We start from the raw sequence: 16185 nt of genomic DNA, 5'->3' as shown, positions 1-16185 counted from the left end.
AAAAACAACCACCTCCGAAGCGACAAGAAGACAATTTGGTCATTGGCAATGCTCGTGGTGAAGAAACGCCGTTTCACCTCAGCATAGACGAGATTACCATGCGCGGTAGAGCCTCTCAGGTGCGAGGCAGGGTCACGCCTCTCTGCCCCATATATTTGCCGCCACGATCCTTGTAGGAGATATCGCAGATCTCATCGGATTCGAGAAACAGCATCTGGGCCACGCCCTCGTTGGCATAGATACGGGCTGGCAGATTGGTGGTGTTGGAGAACTCAAGGGTCACATGCCCTTCCCACTCCGGCTCCAGCGGGGTCACGTTGACGATGATGCCGCAGCGCGCGTAGGTGGATTTACCCAGGCAGATGGTCAGCACGCTGCGGGGAATACGGAAATACTCCACGGTACGGGCCAGGGCGAAGGAGTTGGGGGGTATCACGCAGACATCACCCTTGATATCGACGAAGCTCTTTTCATCAAATGCCTTGGGGTCCACCACCGCCGAATGGATGTTGGTGAACACCTTGAATTCATCGGCGCAGCGTACATCGTAGCCGTAGCTGGACGTCCCGTAGGAAATCACCCGCTGACCATTGACGTGGCGCACCTGATCCGCCTCAAAAGGCTCGATCATGGCGTCGCTTTCGGCCATACGGCGAATCCACTTGTCGGATTTGATACTCATGTGGGCGTCCTTGAGATTCACGCAATCATAAAATAAGGGCCGTCATCATAACGGCCCTTCGCACGTTTAAAAAGTTATCTCAACTGCGCGGTGTTGATAGGCGATGAAAGCAGTAGTAGGAGCCCATTTTAATGGGCGATAGCGGTCACTGCTGAGCTTGTTATCAGGCTGAGAACGCCTGAAACGTCAATCGCTCGCTAAAGCAAGCTCCTACAAAAGAGTCATGCGATCATCGCGAGCGCCTAGTCGCCAAAAGAAATACTTGGCCCTTCTTCGCTTTGGCTTTCGACGCCTTCGACCACTGACCGCGCAATATTGCGGAAAATCGTCGTTACCTTACCTTCCGGTTCCGCCACCACCGTCGGCTTGCCGCCATCGGCCTGTTCACGGATGGCGAGCTCCAGCGGCAGCTTGCCCAACAGCGAAGTGTCATATTGCTCGGCGATACGCTCGCCGCCGCCTTCACCGAAGATGGGTTCCTGATGACCACAGCTAGAGCAGATATGCAGACTCATGTTCTCCACGATTCCCAATACCGGCACGTTGACCTTGCGGAACATCTCGATACCCTTGCGCGCATCGAGCAGCGCGATGTCCTGGGGGGTGGTCACAATCACCGCCCCGGAGACCGGCACCTTCTGGGCCAGGGTCAACTGGATGTCGCCGGTGCCCGGCGGCATGTCGATGAATAGATAATCCAGCTCGCCCCAATCGGTCTGATTGAGCAGCTGCTGGAAGGCGCCGGCCACCATCGGGCCACGCCAGACCATGGGTTCGGTGATATCGACCATGAACGCCATGGACATCGCCTTGATGCCATGAGCCTCCAAGGGCTTGAAGCTATTCTCACCCGCCGCCTGCGGGCGTACGCCCTGGCCAATCCCCAGCATCTGAGCCTGGCTCGGGCCGTAGATGTCCGCATCCAGCAGCCCCACGCGATAGCCTTCTGCGGCCATGGCCAGAGCCAGATTTGCGGTTACGGTGGATTTACCCACGCCGCCCTTACCCGAGGCGACGGCAACGATATGTTTGACTCCTTCGATCACATCTCACTCCTTTATCCGGTCATCCCTCGTGCCGCGCTGACGACACTTTGCATGCCTGCAGTATAACCCGCGAAAACAGGCAATAACCAAGCGTTCCAGTCAACTTCTTCAGGGATCGGCGGTCAGTGACCAGGGGTTGTCGGTCAGCGGCACACCCCCACTCTCGGTGACCCGCACGGTGTCGCTGCAACCAATGCCCCACTCGCCAGGAATACGCAGGCACAGCGGCAGGTGAAAGACCATGTTTTCCTCGAACTGACGGCGCTGATCCCGGGCGATAAACCCCGACCCCTCGACCCAGGAGGGCGGGAATTGAGCCCCCACCGCATAACCGAACACCCCGGAATGAAACACTTCTGAAGCCAATGGCGTCAGGGCCTTTTCGGCGGCTCGAGCGGCGGCGTCGAAATCTCTGCCCGGTCGCATCTCCTCGAGCATGGCATCAAAAATGCGGCGACAGGTATCGAATACCTTATGCATGCGCGGTGTAGGCTCGCCGGCTACCACGGTGCGCATCATCGGTGCGGTATAGCGCTTCCAGGCAGCGCCAAATTCGAGAAACACCGGCTCGCCCTGAGCGATTGACCGGCGCTGATGATTGAGATGAATCACGGCGCTGCGCGATCCGGCAACCACGATCGGCTGCATGCTCATGAACTCGCTGCCCGCAGCATGCAGGGCCTTTGCACCGATGCCGGCAATCTCGCTGTCGGTAATGCCGACGCCTATGGCCTTCGCAGCCGCTTCGATACCCAGTCCGGTAATCCGGGCGCTTTCGGTCAGACACTCGAGTTCCGCCGTGGATTTGACGATCCGAGCCCCCTGCAAAAGGCCGGCGGCATCACTGAAGCGATGATCCGGCAAGCGCCACTGCAGGCCGCTCATGATGCCGTGGCGCAGGGAGCCATGCCAGGGGTCTATCCCGATGTGGGTGCCTGCTTCGTGCAGAGCCTGGGTCAATGGTTCGAGAATGTCGTCTACGGTTTCCCAGCGATAGCCCTGGATGTCCTCGACGTGGGTACAGGCCACTGCCGGTCCGGTTTCAATAGAGGGCACTTGAAGCACCAGATGATGTGCGCTGAACACCAGGGCGGTATGCACCGATACCTCGAAGGTGCTGTAGCCGGTGAGATAAAAGATATCCGCGGGCGCTGTGAGCAGCAACGCATCCAGATTCGCCGCTTCCATGGCCTCGAGCACAGCCTTGTGACGACGCTGAAACTCGGCCTCCGGAAAGGGACACTCCTTACCGGCCATATGCTCTCGAAGCGTGAGTCGATAGTCATTGAAATCCATGGCTCGCAGCTCCGTGATGAGTGTCATTGACGTGACTTCACTGTAGCCGTTAACAGGATGGAACGCCGTGCCATGTATCTGGCCGTATAAAAAAAACCGACCGGCGTCTAAGCCGGTCGGTTTCTTGAGGATCGCGCCAGTCGGCTGTTGCCAACTCACGCTTGCAGTCTAACTAGCGCTTTTCTGCTGCTCGTCAGATAACTGCTGTTGCTGGTTTTGCTTTTTCTCATTGGGCGGGCGCAGACGCTCCTGCTCCTGACCCTTTTTTTGCTGCTGTTGCTGTTGTTGTTGCTTTTGATCATCCGATTGATTCTTGGAGGACTGGCTATCACTGTCTTGCTTGTTGCCTTGTTGACCGCCCTGCTGATCACTTTGTTGACTACCGCTTGCCTTTTGCTGAGCTGATTCAACACTCTGCGACAAGTCGGATAGCGACGACTTCATATCTTCGATGCGAGACAGCTGCTGCTGCACATTGACGATAAGTACCTGCAGCTCACCTAGGCGCTGGTTACGAGACTGAATCTGCGACTGCAAGTCATCGAAACGCGACTGTGCAGAATCAATTTTCGATTTCAGCGACTGCTGACGCTTTTGCATATCATCAAGAGACTTCTGAACCTGCTGGAGATTTTCCTTGGCAGTGGCAGTCTGTCCTTGCGTATCGGCCAGCTTCGACTCGCTATCCTTGATTTGCTGAATCAGACCCTCGAGCCGCTCGTTACGATTGCTGATTTTCTCTTCAAGTTCAGCGTTACGACCTTCGGCCTTGGCGATCTTGTCTTGAACCTTTTTCAACTCGGATTGAATGGAATCGAGCTCTTCTTGAGCGGATTTGCGCTGCTGAGTGACGTCATCAAGCTGAGACTGCGCCTGATCCATCTGGCTCTGCACGGACTCGAGATTGCTGGCAACCTTCTGAGTCTGCTGCTCTTGCTCCTTTTCCTGCTGTTTGAGCTGATCGATCTTCGATTGCAGTTGAGATTGCTGCTCCTGAGATTGAGCAATCTGCTCTTCTAGCGCCTGCTGTTTTTTCTCGGCTTCCTCGACGCTGGAGTACGCTTTTTCAAACTCGGAATTACGCTCTTGAAGCGACTCGTTGTTGCTTTCTAGCGTCGCAATTCGCTCTTCATAGCCGTTGCGCTCATTGCCCCACTGCTCTCTCTGACTGCTTGCACTAGATGCAATGAAGATAGCAACGATAATGGCAATGACTGCCACGATGACGACGGCACGAACCCGATTGTCCTTGAAAGGCCCGCCGGCGCTGCCTCCACTCATGCCGCTACCGCCGCCGCTTCCACCAGACCCGCCGCTGGTCGTGCTGGAACCCCCGGTAGTCGCCTTGGCGCCGCTAGCGCCTGATCCACTGGCACCAGTACTCGAACCGCCAGTGCCAGTACTCGAACCGCCGGTGCCAGTGCTTGAGCCCGCACTGCTGCTCCCGCTACTGGCGCCTTGCTGTGAAGCGGTCGCTCCTTTGCCACCGACGCTGCCGGTATCTTTGCTTGCCCCGCTTCCAGTGCCAGTACCGGATGTACTACCAGTGCCGGTACTGCTCGTACTAGTGGTGGACCCTTTATCAGTCGCGGTGGAACTCTTGTCACTCGTGGTGGAGCTTTTGTTGGGTGCAGTTGAGTCCTTGTCCGGCCCGCCGCTGCCTTTGGCAGTGGCTGCCGCAGCGGCCGCATCCCGTTGTGCATCAGCTTTTACATTGCTGTGCGCACCGGTCGTATCTTTGCCAGACTCGTTGCTACCGGGCTTTTTGCTATCGGATTCTTTGTTACCGGGCCCTTTGCTACCGGGCTCTTTGTTACCGTGCTCCTCGGTAACTCTACTAGTGTTGCCGGTCTTCTCGTTACCGACTCTGGAAGTGCCCGAGCTGCTTGTATCTTTGTCCGCTCCAGTCGGCTTGTCATTCGATCCAGTAGCGGTTTTATCGGACTCTTTATCTTTAAGAGTCTTCCCTGACTTATCCGTATTGTTGCCAGGCTTGTCAGACGATTCTGCCATGAGTTTTTTCTCCCTTGTTCTATCGCATACTGATCATGAAGCACTACTTCTCTATCGAGCATACAGCTTACATCAGATTTTCGCTTGGCTTGACGGTGTGATTTCACTCATCGAACGAGGGTGTTACAACCAGCCTGCCTTGCGAAAACGGTAATACAATCCGCCACAGGCAACGCTCATCAACCCAAGTGCTAGAGGATAGCCTAGTTTCCAGTCAAGCTCCGGCATGTATTCAAAGTTCATGCCCCAAATACCGGCCAGTATAGTGGCTACAGCAAATATAGCTGCCCAGGCAGCCAACGCTTTATGTACTTCACCTTCATCGATGGCCACCACGGAAAGATTGACCTGAATCGCCGTGATGATGGTCTCTCGGATAGTGTCTACCGCCATCTCGATACGATGCAAATGATCGTAGACGTCTCGATAGTATTCCTGGGTGTTGGCACAGAGCATCGGTACGCGACCGCCGAATAGATGTACCGTGGCCTCTGCCAGGGGCGTCACCGCGTGCTTGAGCGTCATGACCTTGCGCTTGAGCTGATAAAGACGCTCGATATTGGTTCTGGCCGCGGCGTCCTTGATGAAAATCTGCTCTTCGATGGTTTCGAGCTCTTCTTCAAACACCTCTACCATTGGAAAATAACGATCGACAATGGCGTCCATCAGGGCATAGAGCACAAAGGAAGGCCCCTGCTTGAGCAGATCCGGTTCCCGCTCGCAGCGGCTGCGCACCTCGGCAAACCCTTGCTGGGTGTGTTTGCGCACGGAAAGCACATAGTCGGGCCCGGCAAAAACGGCCACCTCGCCTTCCCGTATCTCGTCCTCCTTGATGTCGAGAACACGCATGAAGACGAACAGGGCAGCGCCATACTCTTCCACCTTGGGGCGCTGCTGACCATGCAAGGCGTCTTCCACCGCCAACTCATGCAGATCGAAGACATCTTGAAAGATCTCGAACTCCTGGGGCTCGGGATCGCTCAAGGCCACCCAAACAAAACAATCGGGTTTATTGACGTAATCGGCAATCTCGGACGTATTGATGTCGCCAAGCTTGCGACCTTCCTGGTAAGCCACGCAGTTGACGATCATGGACCCAACTCCTTTATTCATAAGCGAGAACGCAAGCGGGCACTCATTGTGCCCGACAAGCGTTCGAGAATAGAAGCTCAAGAGTGATGGATATCGGGGGTTGCATGATTAATGTGGTTTGGTTCGCTGAGGTCAGCGATCTATTTTCTCCTCGCGCTATCGGCTACCGCCAAGGTGCTGATATTGAATATTCCTCGCGCCGTACTTTGCGGCACTAGAATATGAGCAGGTAGCGCGAGCCCCGAAAGAAATGGCCCGACCAGCAGCGCGTTGGCGCTCGTCCTGATCAAATCAAGCGCTATGTTGGCGGCGTCCAGGTTGGGGAACACCAGCAGATTGGCCGCGCCGCTTAGCGTCGAGTGTTGATAGATAGGGGCTCTGTTGTCCGGATTGAGCGCCGCCATTGCGTGCATCTCACCGTCAATTTCCAGATCCGGAAAGCGTTCCTGGAGAATTGCCGCCGCTTTGCGCATTTTTGTCGCGCTTTCGACCGTGGAAGTGCCGAAGTTGGAATGTGACAGAAACGCGACCCGTGGGGTAATCCCGAAACGTTGCACCATTTCGATGCTGGAACTTGTAATGGAAACGAGTTCATCGATGTCCGGATTGACGCCGATGAAACAATCCGTCAGAAACAGCGGACCGCTGGGAAGCAATAAGGTGCTAAGCGATGAGACGCGTTGCCCGGGGACTGGCCCGATAATATCAAGCAGGCGACGCAGGTGCGTTTGAAAACGCCCTGCCTTGCCGCAGATGATGCCATCTGCATCGCCGTTGAGCGCCATTAGCGCCGCCAATATCGTCGTATTCTGCCGTACTGCAGCTTTAGCGGTAGGGATATCGACACCACGGCGACCCGCAAGCGCATGATATTTTTGCCAATATATCGGCTGAGAGTCCGTATCGGCCGGGTCTACCAACTCGATGTCGTCGTCCTGTCTCAGGCGCAGACCGAGCTGACTTATCTTATTCAGAATGACATCGGGCCGTCCCAGCAATATTGGCCGGACGATTTTTTCATCGACCAATGATTGTACTGCGTGCAAGACCTCCTGATTTTCACCGTCCGCAAACACCAGGCGTTTTTGCGCATTCTGGGCGGCTTCGATAACCGGCTGCATGAACATCGCCGAGCGGGTGACCGAGGCATGCAACTTGCGACGGTACGCTTCCATATCTTCGATGGGCCGGCTTGCGACGCCAGTGTCCATCGCTGCCTGCACCACCGCTACCGGAATCTTTTCAATCAAGCGGGGATCGAAGGGTTTCGGGATGATGTAGTCCGGCCCAAACGTCAAGGTCTGATCTGAATAGGCTCTTGCGACTTCTGCGGTAGATTCCTGCATGGCCAGATCGACCAGCGCCCTGGCACAGGCCAGCTTCATCTCTTCATTGATGGTCGTGGCACCGCAATCCAAGGCGCCGCGGAACAGGAAAGGAAAGCACAGGACGTTGTTTACCTGATTGGGATAATCGGAGCGGCCGGTGCCGATCACCGCATTAGGCCACACCTCCCTGGTCAATTCGGGCCTGATTTCCGGTTCCGGATTTGCCATTGCCAACACAAGAGGATCTGGCGCCATCTTCGCCAGCATGTCTTTCGTAACGCAGTTGCCTGTGGACAAGCCGAAAAAAATGTCCGCTCCTTCCAACGCATCGGTCAGGGTGCGTTTGTCGGTCTCCACGGCATAATTCGCCTTGTACTCGTTCATGCCCTCTTCACGGCCTTTATAAATCAGGCCCTTGCTGTCGCACATCAGCACGTTTTCTCTTTTCAGCCCCAGGCTGACGATCAAGTCGGCACAGGCCATGCTGGCCGAGCCTGCGCCTGAAATGACGAGTTTGACCTCCTCGATCTTCTTCTTCGACAGGCGCAGCCAGGCAATCACCGCCGCCGTCGATACGACGGCAGTGCCATGCTGGTCATCATGAAATACCGGAATATTCATACGCTCCCGCAGCGTCTTCTCGACGACAAAACACTCCGGCGCCTTGATGTCTTCAAGTATTATTCCACCAAATGTCGGCTCCAATGCCGCAATGACGTTTATCATTGCCTCCGGATCCTGCACATCGATTTCAATATCGAAAACATCGATATTGGAGAATCTCTTCAGCAGCACCGCCTTGCCTTCCATGACCGGTTTAGAAGCCAGCGCGCCGATATTCCCCATACCCAGCACCGCTGTGCCGTTGGAAATCACGGCGATGAGATTTCCCCGGGCGGTCATGTTCGCCGCCTCGAGGGGGTCCCGTACGATCTCTTCACAGGCGTAGGCGACGCCGGGGGAATAGGCGTAAGCAAGATCACGCTGGGTTTGCAGCGGGGTGGTCGCCTGCACCGCCAGCTTTCCCGGCGTTGGTTCACGATGGTAGCGCAGGGAGGCTTCTCTAAAATCTTGTTCTGACATGGTTTTTCCTATTATCAGCAAAGGGGCCTTCCAGGCGCTGCAGCTGGCCTCGTAAGGCGCTGGCCCGGGCGTACATGGTGCGTTCGGAGCGAAGTCATCGAGCAATATCCAGCATGGGGTAGCTTCAATTGCAGGAATCCTATTGATCAGCCTAGGAAACAGTCACTTGTTTCGCAACATGCCGAGGTATTGCGACGCCGGTTGAGTTCGTCCGGCACATGGGAATACTGGAAGACGCAAAAGACAGTGGCCTGAAACACCGGACCACTAGGAAAAAACACTATGCTTTGAGGGATGTTCGGTTAAACGTTTACCGGAAAGCGCGCCTTCAAGAAGGCCTGGAAATCTTCGGAAGACAGCGCCTTGCTGCATAAATAGCCTTGATATTGCTGTCCCTTGATTTCACGGATGAACGCCAGCTGCTCCTGGGTTTCGATACCTTCGGCGACGACCTCGAGATTCAGGCTATGGGCCAGTGCCACGACGGCTTTGACGATGGCAGCATCCTGAATATCGGAATTCACCCCGGAGGTGAACGAGCGGTCGATCTTCAGGCAGCTGATGGGAAAACGCTTGAGCTGTGACAGGTTGGAATACCCGGTGCCAAAGTCGTCGATGGAAAGCGCGATACCCAGTTTGCGTAGGCGGCGCAAAATCATCGATGCGCGATCGGGATTTTGCATGATCGCGCTTTCCGTAAGCTCGAGCTCGAGACAATGAGGCGGCAGCTGGGTCTCTTTCAGCACTCGCTTGACCACCTCGACGAAGTTCCGGTTGTTGAGCTGAATGGCAGAGAGGTTGACCGCCATCTTGAGCAACGGGTACCCCTGGGCGTGCCAATCCATCGATTGCTGGCAGGCGGTTTTCAGCACCCATTCCCCGATCGGCAAAATCAATCCGGTCTCTTCTGCCACGGGAATGATCTCATCCGGCGTCACCTGACCCAGCTCCGCATCGTGCCATCTGAGCAGAGCCTCTACTCCCGCGATTTCCCCGGTGATCACATTGACCTTGGGCTGATAGGCCAGGGTCAAGGCGTCGTTGTCGATGGCGTCACGCAGACGACTTTCAAGACGCGCTCGTTTTTCGGTCATGGAGATCATGCCGGATTCAAAAAACTTGAACATGTTGCGTCCGGCGTCTTTGGCAAAATACATGGCCGCATCCGCATGAATCATCAGCGCATGTTTATCGTCGCCGTCCGCGGGATAACGACTGATGCCGACACTGGTGGTAATGCGTATCAGGTTATCGTCGATTTGAAAGGCTTTGCCCAAGGAGCTCACGATGCGCTGGGCGATCATGGCGCTGCTCGCCTTGTCGGTGTTTTCGGCGCTGACGATCATGAACTCATCGCCGCCCACCCGGGCAAGCATATCCGAATTGCGCACTGCCACCTTCAATCGTGCGGCCACCTGTTGGATCAGCTCATCACCGATATGATGGCCCAGGGAATCATTGATGGTCTTGAATCGATCGAGATCGACGAAGAACACGGCGAACTCTTTTTCCGGTCCACGCCCGCCCCGAGCCAACAGCGCATCGAGGCGCTCCTCGAGCAGCAAACGATTGGGCAGCCGCGTGAGCGGATCTCGGGATACCAGTGCCTTGAGTTCGTAATTGGCCTTGCGCAACGACGCTGCCAAACGGGCATTGTTTGAGGCAAGGTGCGCATCGTAAACCGACAGCATCAGCACGATGAGCATGATGCCGATGGCCACGAAGGCAATGGTGAACGCCAGCCGGTCGGGCACCGTGGCGCCGATCTGCAGGGCAGCGCCCTGCTGGGGAAGTTCCACGGCAGCTACGGCGGTATACACCATTCCTGCGATGGCTACCCCCATGACCAGCGCACTCGAACCGATTTTCCATAGTGAAATCCTGCTGCCTTTCTCCAGCTTCAGACGAAAGCTGAGCCATAGCGCCCCCATGGAACCGCTCACGGCAATGACGATGGAGAGCATGAACAGCAGCGGATCGTAGGAAGTTGCACCGCCAACGTGTAAGGCGCCGATACCGACATAATGCAGCAGGGCTATTCCCACGCCCATCACGCTTCCGCCCAGCAGCATCTTGCACGCACCAAGCATGCGTGTCTGAACGATGGCAAGGGCAAACGCCGAAGTCAGTACACCGAATGTCAACGAGACCAGCGTCGGCAATAGATCCCGAGGCAAGTCTGCAGTGACCGGCGCGGCTCGGGTACCGATGAAGTGCGTCGACCAGATGCCAAGCCCCATTACAAGAGAACCGCCTGCCCACCAAAGCTTTCGTGCAAGCCCCTGGCTTGTGCGTACCCGAGCAGCCAGATAAAACCCTGCCAATGATGCCGTGACGGCAACAAGCAAAGACAGGGCGATCAGTGTCGGGTCGTAGCCGATGTAGGCGTCGGTCATCGATCTATTCCATTGGTGGCGTACTGCAATTCCCTGAAGCAGTAATGCGTGAAATTCATCCTTTCGGACGCTCGCCAACGTTATAACGGCAGATCGAGCCTGAAACTTGAATCAAGACAGCATCGCTTACGCCCTTTTAATGCCGCGCAAAGGCTTATTGAGTAAGATCATTCACGGTTTGAGCCATGTGGATATCAGTCACAATGGCTATGCTCAGAAAGGCATGCTCGTCGCAATGGATTGATAAACGATTGATAGGGAGGCACATGGGCAAACGGGAACGCAGCAAAGAACGCATCATCGATCTTGCACCCAAGCTATATCGATTCTCTCTTCGGGTGCTGGCTGCCTTTTTCAAGAACCGGGGCATCTTGCTTGCCGGGGGCGTCGGCTATAACGTGCTGCTCTCCGCCATCCCCCTGTTTGCCGTGCTGTCCGTGCTATTGACGCATATCGTCGACTCGCAGCGCCTGATGGAAATCATTTCGATACAAGCCGGCCATCTGGCCCCTGCCCATGCAGACATACTGCTCGATGCAGTCAACGCTTTATTGGAATCACGAGATGTGGTGGGCATCGTCGGTACCCTGGTGCTGCTGTTCTTCAGCTCCTTCGCCTTTCGCATGATGGAGGATTCGATTTCCCTGATATTTCACCAGCCCAATATTCCCACTCACCGGCGTTTCTGGGTATCGGCACTGCTGCCTTATATGTTCATGATCATGCTAGGGGCGGGGCTTCTGGCGCTGACACTACTGGTCGCCATCGCCAATGCCTTCAATGAATTACTTCTCATGGTTTTTGGTTTCGAGGTGCACTCCGCCTTGTTATCCAAGGCACTGCTCAATCTGCTCAGCTTCTTCGGCATGATCGGGCTGTTCACCGCCATCTACAAGATCATGCCGGTAGTACGCATCTCGCCTACAAGGGCTCTGATAGGCGGCTTCGTCGCGGCGCTACTATGGGAAATCACCCGCTTCATTCTGGTCTACTATTTCGCCAACATTTCTTTCGTCAACGTCATTTATGGCTCCTTGGCTACCCTCATCGTTCTACTACTCAGCCTGGAGGTAGGCGCCGTTATTTTGCTGCTTGGCGCCCAGGTGATTGCCGAACTCGAGCGCAGCGCTCGCGCACGTCTTCCCTGGTATGTGGCGCCGGAAGATCATCGCAACGTTCATGACAAAAACGTGTAAATCGATAAGGCAACGCCGTTCGTTCATGAACTTGCTTCACCGCGCTTTTCCTGTACCCGCAGTTTGGTACGAATGAAGTCGCTGTGACGCACGAACAAAAGATCCGCCAGCTTGCGGATGCGATGCTCTTCATAGGCATCCAGCTCGTCGTCCGCGTAGGCGAGTTCCCACATCAGCTCGACCAGTACGACCTTGTCGTCGTAGTCGTAATGCTCATTGATCAGGCGAACGAACTCAAAATGGTCCACCGCCTGATCTGCCTCTTCCTCCGCGGACCGTATCAATTCATTCACCGCCGCATCGTCCATGGCGAAACGGCGCTGCAACTTGAGTTTTAAAAGCTCAAGCTCCCGGGGATCACGCTGATAGTCTGCCCGCACGATTTCGCAAAAGAGAACTGCCGTGGCCAGTTCCAGAGTCAAGCGGCGGTCCTGCTCTTGAGCGGGCATAACGAGTGCGCGATTGAAAAACTGCTGGAAGGTAGTGAGCATAAAAAAAGCCTTGGCTCAGTGGATACGTTCACCTGTTAGACCCTGTTGGCGCGGAAGGTTCGCCGCAAAATGTCTCTGGAAAGTATCACTCTTTAAAACGAGCATGCCGTCGTCGGAGAACCGGCGACGGCATGAAGTATATGAAACACTTTGCTTCGTTGGTGATTATTCAGCGCAGTCCCAGGAAACTCAGGATGAACAATACAATGACGATCAAGCCAACGATGTAAATGATGTTCCTCATAGCGTGTTCCTTATGCTGAAAGCGTGTTTTGTAGAACGTTCTGTCCAAGCAATCTATACCAGCTATTGCTTGGCAATGCCTAATATATCTTTAAACGGAGCGTCAGAATGTCGACAGACCCGTAGATTCCATCAAACGGTACAGCCAATAACGCGGCGATGACGTATCCGCATGAATGGAATAAGGCAGGCTATGCAGTTTTCTCTGACTGTTGCGCCAGTAACGCTTGAAGTAATTCGTCGCATCCACGATGGCCGCGGTCTGAGTGTTGCCCTTCAAGCGCACGCTAGTTTCCAGATTGAGATTGTCGAGGTTGCGTCGGGTGAAATTGGCCGACCCGAGAATCAGCGCTGCGTCACCGCTCAAGGAGCGCTTGAGCAGCATCTTGGTATGACACTGCTCTCCCAGGGTGGCACACCAGCGCACCGGCACGCCGGCCTTATCAAGATCCGCTGCCGCCTGGCGATTGGGAATACCGTTCTTCTCAATACCGAAGGCATCCTTGTTGGGATCGAGAAGCACGCGGATACGCACTCCCCGCTCATGGGCGGCAATGACCGATGCCAACAGGTCTCGATGAGAGAAATAAAACACGGCAATATCGATGCGATCACCGGGTTCGGCGCTGTCGATGGAAATTCGCAGCGCATTGCGGATTCTAGATTCGGTCAATATCTGCATACGCAAGCCATCGCCTTCCACGGTCGTCTCGAGAGCCGGCGTATCAAAATCAATGCTGCCACCGGACATCTCCACTACCGCCCGCTCGCTTTCCAGCAAATCGATCGCCGCCTCCCCGGTGAAGCGCAGCGCCACGTTGTCATGGGCGCTACTGGCATCATGAGGATTGGCCGAGGTCACGAGCCCCACCCAGCTGTCTCCGGAATCCACGACCAGGGTCTTGCGATGGTTGGCATTGAAATTGAGCAGCTGTAGATAACTGCGCAGAGTCACCTCACCTTTGCCCAAGGGGTTCGGCAACCAACCGCCCTTGGCGCTGTTACCGAGCCAACTACAGCACCAGTACCATAGACCGGACCAAAGCGGGTTGGAGGCTCTAAGCTCGGTCAGGTCCGTCATCGCGATCTTGATTCCGGCGGCGCGGAGGGCCTTGAGATGATCCGGTTCGAGCCCGCCATACAGGGTATTCAACGGGTCGGTTATCAGCACCACTTCAAGTCCCGGCATCTGATCCTTGCGCTGGGTCAATGCTCGGGTGAGTTCGGCGGATAACGGGCGGAAATCACCGCTGGCGGCGCCGCTGAAGTCGTTGAACAAGAACATGTCCAGCACGATGAGTCGATTGGCCTGGCCGATCAAGCGCAGGATTTCGTCAAAGATTACCTGCTCGGACTGACGCTCGCCCCACTTGTCCAGATAGGTGACATCACCCAGAAAGGTGGCCTCCCCCACGGGACGCAAGGGCGTGGCCGTATTGATTCCTGGAGGCAGCGGCTTGAACGTTTGGTAAAGCGCCATGCCGAGATAGGCAAGTAGCGCCAACAACAGCAATCGAGAACACTTTTTGCCAACACTGTTGCCAATTGCCACCACTCTGCTCCTGCTGCTTAAGCCGTAACCGCCCTTTCGGCATAGTACAGGATTAGCAAACTAGTAACAGCAGAACGAAACCTCTACTTCACGCAATGCTTGGGTTTACGAATGGAGTACGTGCTTCCTTTATACCTGACGCTTGTCGCGTGTCCTCAAGATCGAGATGGCATTAGCCGATAACAGACCCACTCATTCTCGAAGTCATCTCAGGAGCGCGTTATTCATGTCATCCCCCCAATCTGGTCGCAAATCTCTACTGAGCTTGCAAAATAAGGTGCTCTTGCTTGTCTTGCTTCCGCTACTGATCGTTTCCATTACGCTGGTCTCGCTTTCTTCCTATAATCGTCTCAAAGGGACTGAAGCCACCTTGGCCAAACAGCGGGAGACACTGGTCGAAGCACGCAAGAAAGAAATGCGTAGCGTCATCGAAGCGGCCGAATCTGCCATTGCTCCTATTCTTACAAGTGCAGGTCCCGACGATGTGCAAGCCAAGGAACTTGCCAAGAGCATCCTGCGCAGTACGCGTTTCGACAACGGCAACCACCTCTTCGTCTACGATTATCAAGGCACCAATCTGGTGCACCCCACCATACCGTCTCTTGAAAACACTAATCTGTTCGACAAGCAGGACAAGAAAGGCAATTACCTGATAAGGGACATGATCAAGATCGCCGAGAATGGTGACGGTTATTACCAGTACTATTGGCCCCACCCCGGAAGTAATGAAACCGCCGTCAAGTATTCCTATGTCAGTGGTATCGAAAAGTGGGGCTGGATGTTGGGCGCTGGCGTTTTCGTTGCGGACATCGATGCGGCCATGGCCCAGACCGAAACATTCATCATGGGCAAATTGCGTCGTTCGATGCTTGCGTCAGCAACAATCGCCTTTGTGATACTTCTTGGGGCCGCTGGGATTGCCTACTGGCTGACCCGTAGTACCTTGAAGCCCATGCATCGCGCAGCGGCGGCCATGCAGGACATCGCAGAAGGCAAAGGCGATCTTACCCGTCGCTTGAATGTGGAGCGTCAGGACGAGATCGGCAACCTGGCGACCCAGTTCAACGCCTTCGTCGAGCGTATGCAAAATACATTGAAAGAAGTGCGCAGCAGTACCCGCAGTGTCAATAAAGCCGCCGGCGATATTGCCCAGGGCAGTGAGGAATTGGCCACACGTACCGAACAGGCCGCGGCCAATCTGCAGGAGACTTCTGCTTCCATGGAGGAGATTACCTCCACCGTGGGCCACAGCGCAGATTCCGCTCAGCAGGCCAACAAACTGGTGCAGTCCACCGCCGATGTGGCCCGCCAGGGTGAGGCGGTCATGAGTCAGGTCGAACGCACCATGGAGGACATCAACACCTCTTCTACTCAGATCGGCGAGATCATTACCATGATCGATGCCATCGCCTTCCAGACCAACATCCTGGCGCTCAACGCCTCTGTGGAAGCGGCCCGGGCCGGGGAACACGGCCGCGGCTTTGCAGTGGTGGCTCAGGAAGTGCGCACCCTGGCCAGCCGTTCAAGCGACGCCTCCGGGCAGATTCGTACTCTGATCGACACCTCGGCTTCTCATACCAAGTCTGGCGCGGAGCTCGTGCGCAATGCGGGCCAGACCATGCAGGAGATCGTTGCAAGCGTCGCCCGGGTTACGGACGTGATCGGCGAGATCAGCGCCGCCACCAAGGAGCAGAGCAGCGGCATCGGCCAGGTCAACACCGCCGTGATGGAAATGGACAGCATGACCCAGCAGAACGCCGCCATGGT

The 16185-nt window shown here is 55.5% G+C and carries 12 protein-coding genes; 2 read left to right on the top strand and 10 right to left on the bottom strand.

Going from position 1 to position 16185, the window contains the following annotated elements; translation table 11 throughout:
- Nucleotides 1-115 precede the first annotated feature (115 nt).
- The 8 genes from dcd to CH74_RS14455 form a co-directional block, all read right to left on the bottom strand.
- On the bottom strand, nt 116-682 hold the full coding sequence (dcd, locus tag CH74_RS14485; protein ID WP_048308244.1) for a dCTP deaminase: 567 nt from the start codon (nt 680-682) through the stop codon (nt 116-118).
- A 242-nt stretch (nt 683-924) separates the two neighbouring features.
- Nucleotides 925-1725 carry an iron-sulfur cluster carrier protein ApbC gene (gene apbC / locus CH74_RS14480; protein ID WP_172656346.1) on the bottom strand — a complete coding sequence of 267 codons (801 nt, stop codon included), beginning with the start codon at nt 1723-1725 and terminating at the stop codon, nt 925-927.
- A 111-nt stretch (nt 1726-1836) separates the two neighbouring features.
- On the bottom strand, nt 1837-3051 hold the full coding sequence (locus CH74_RS14475) for a Xaa-Pro peptidase family protein (RefSeq protein WP_253273086.1): 1215 nt from the start codon (nt 3049-3051) through the stop codon (nt 1837-1839).
- Between the two features lie 141 nt (nt 3052-3192).
- Entirely contained in the window at nt 3193-4305 is a 1113-nt protein-coding gene (locus tag CH74_RS14470) for a hypothetical protein (protein ID WP_048308243.1), read from the bottom strand.
- The gene (locus tag CH74_RS18675) at nt 4302-4631 is read right to left on the bottom strand and encodes a hypothetical protein (RefSeq protein ID WP_156181538.1); all 330 of its coding nucleotides are present in this window, start codon (nt 4629-4631) and stop codon (nt 4302-4304) included. The genes CH74_RS14470 and CH74_RS18675 overlap by 4 nt, the downstream gene beginning before the upstream one ends.
- A gap of 529 nt (nt 4632-5160) precedes the next feature.
- A complete protein-coding gene (corA, locus tag CH74_RS14465) occupies nt 5161-6129 on the bottom strand; it encodes a magnesium/cobalt transporter CorA (RefSeq protein ID WP_048308242.1) in 969 nt (322 codons plus the stop codon).
- Between the two features lie 140 nt (nt 6130-6269).
- Nucleotides 6270-8540: an NADP-dependent malic enzyme gene (locus CH74_RS20100; protein WP_048308241.1), complete on the bottom strand. Its 2271-nt coding sequence runs from the start codon at nt 8538-8540 to the stop codon at nt 6270-6272.
- 302 nt (nt 8541-8842) lie between these two features.
- A complete protein-coding gene (locus tag CH74_RS14455; RefSeq protein WP_048308240.1) occupies nt 8843-10936 on the bottom strand; it encodes a bifunctional diguanylate cyclase/phosphodiesterase in 2094 nt (697 codons plus the stop codon).
- Nucleotides 10937-11202: 266 nt separating this feature from the next.
- Here CH74_RS14455 and CH74_RS14450 point away from each other — a divergent pair, with 266 nt between their 5' ends.
- Nucleotides 11203-12132, top strand: coding sequence for a YihY/virulence factor BrkB family protein (locus CH74_RS14450; protein ID WP_048308239.1), 930 nt, complete (start codon nt 11203-11205; stop codon nt 12130-12132).
- Nucleotides 12133-12155: 23 nt separating this feature from the next.
- On the opposite strand, the gene CH74_RS14445 is transcribed toward CH74_RS14450, so the two are convergent.
- Complete coding sequence (locus tag CH74_RS14445) at nt 12156-12623, bottom strand: TerB family tellurite resistance protein (RefSeq protein WP_048308238.1); 468 nt, start codon at nt 12621-12623, stop codon at nt 12156-12158.
- Nucleotides 12624-12969: 346 nt separating this feature from the next.
- On the bottom strand, nt 12970-14418 hold the full coding sequence (locus tag CH74_RS14440) for a phospholipase D family protein (protein ID WP_253273085.1): 1449 nt from the start codon (nt 14416-14418) through the stop codon (nt 12970-12972).
- Between the two features lie 226 nt (nt 14419-14644).
- Here CH74_RS14440 and CH74_RS14435 point away from each other — a divergent pair.
- Nucleotides 14645-16185 (top strand): methyl-accepting chemotaxis protein (locus CH74_RS14435; protein ID WP_048308237.1); only part of this gene is annotated, 1541 nt, incomplete at its 3' end.

This window comes from Halomonas sp. PR-M31 (genome assembly GCF_001039575.1).
Classification (GTDB): domain Bacteria; phylum Pseudomonadota; class Gammaproteobacteria; order Pseudomonadales; family Halomonadaceae; genus Modicisalibacter.
The sequence above is the reverse complement of the archived record's forward strand: the minus strand, read 5'-3'. Positions and strand labels throughout refer to the sequence as shown.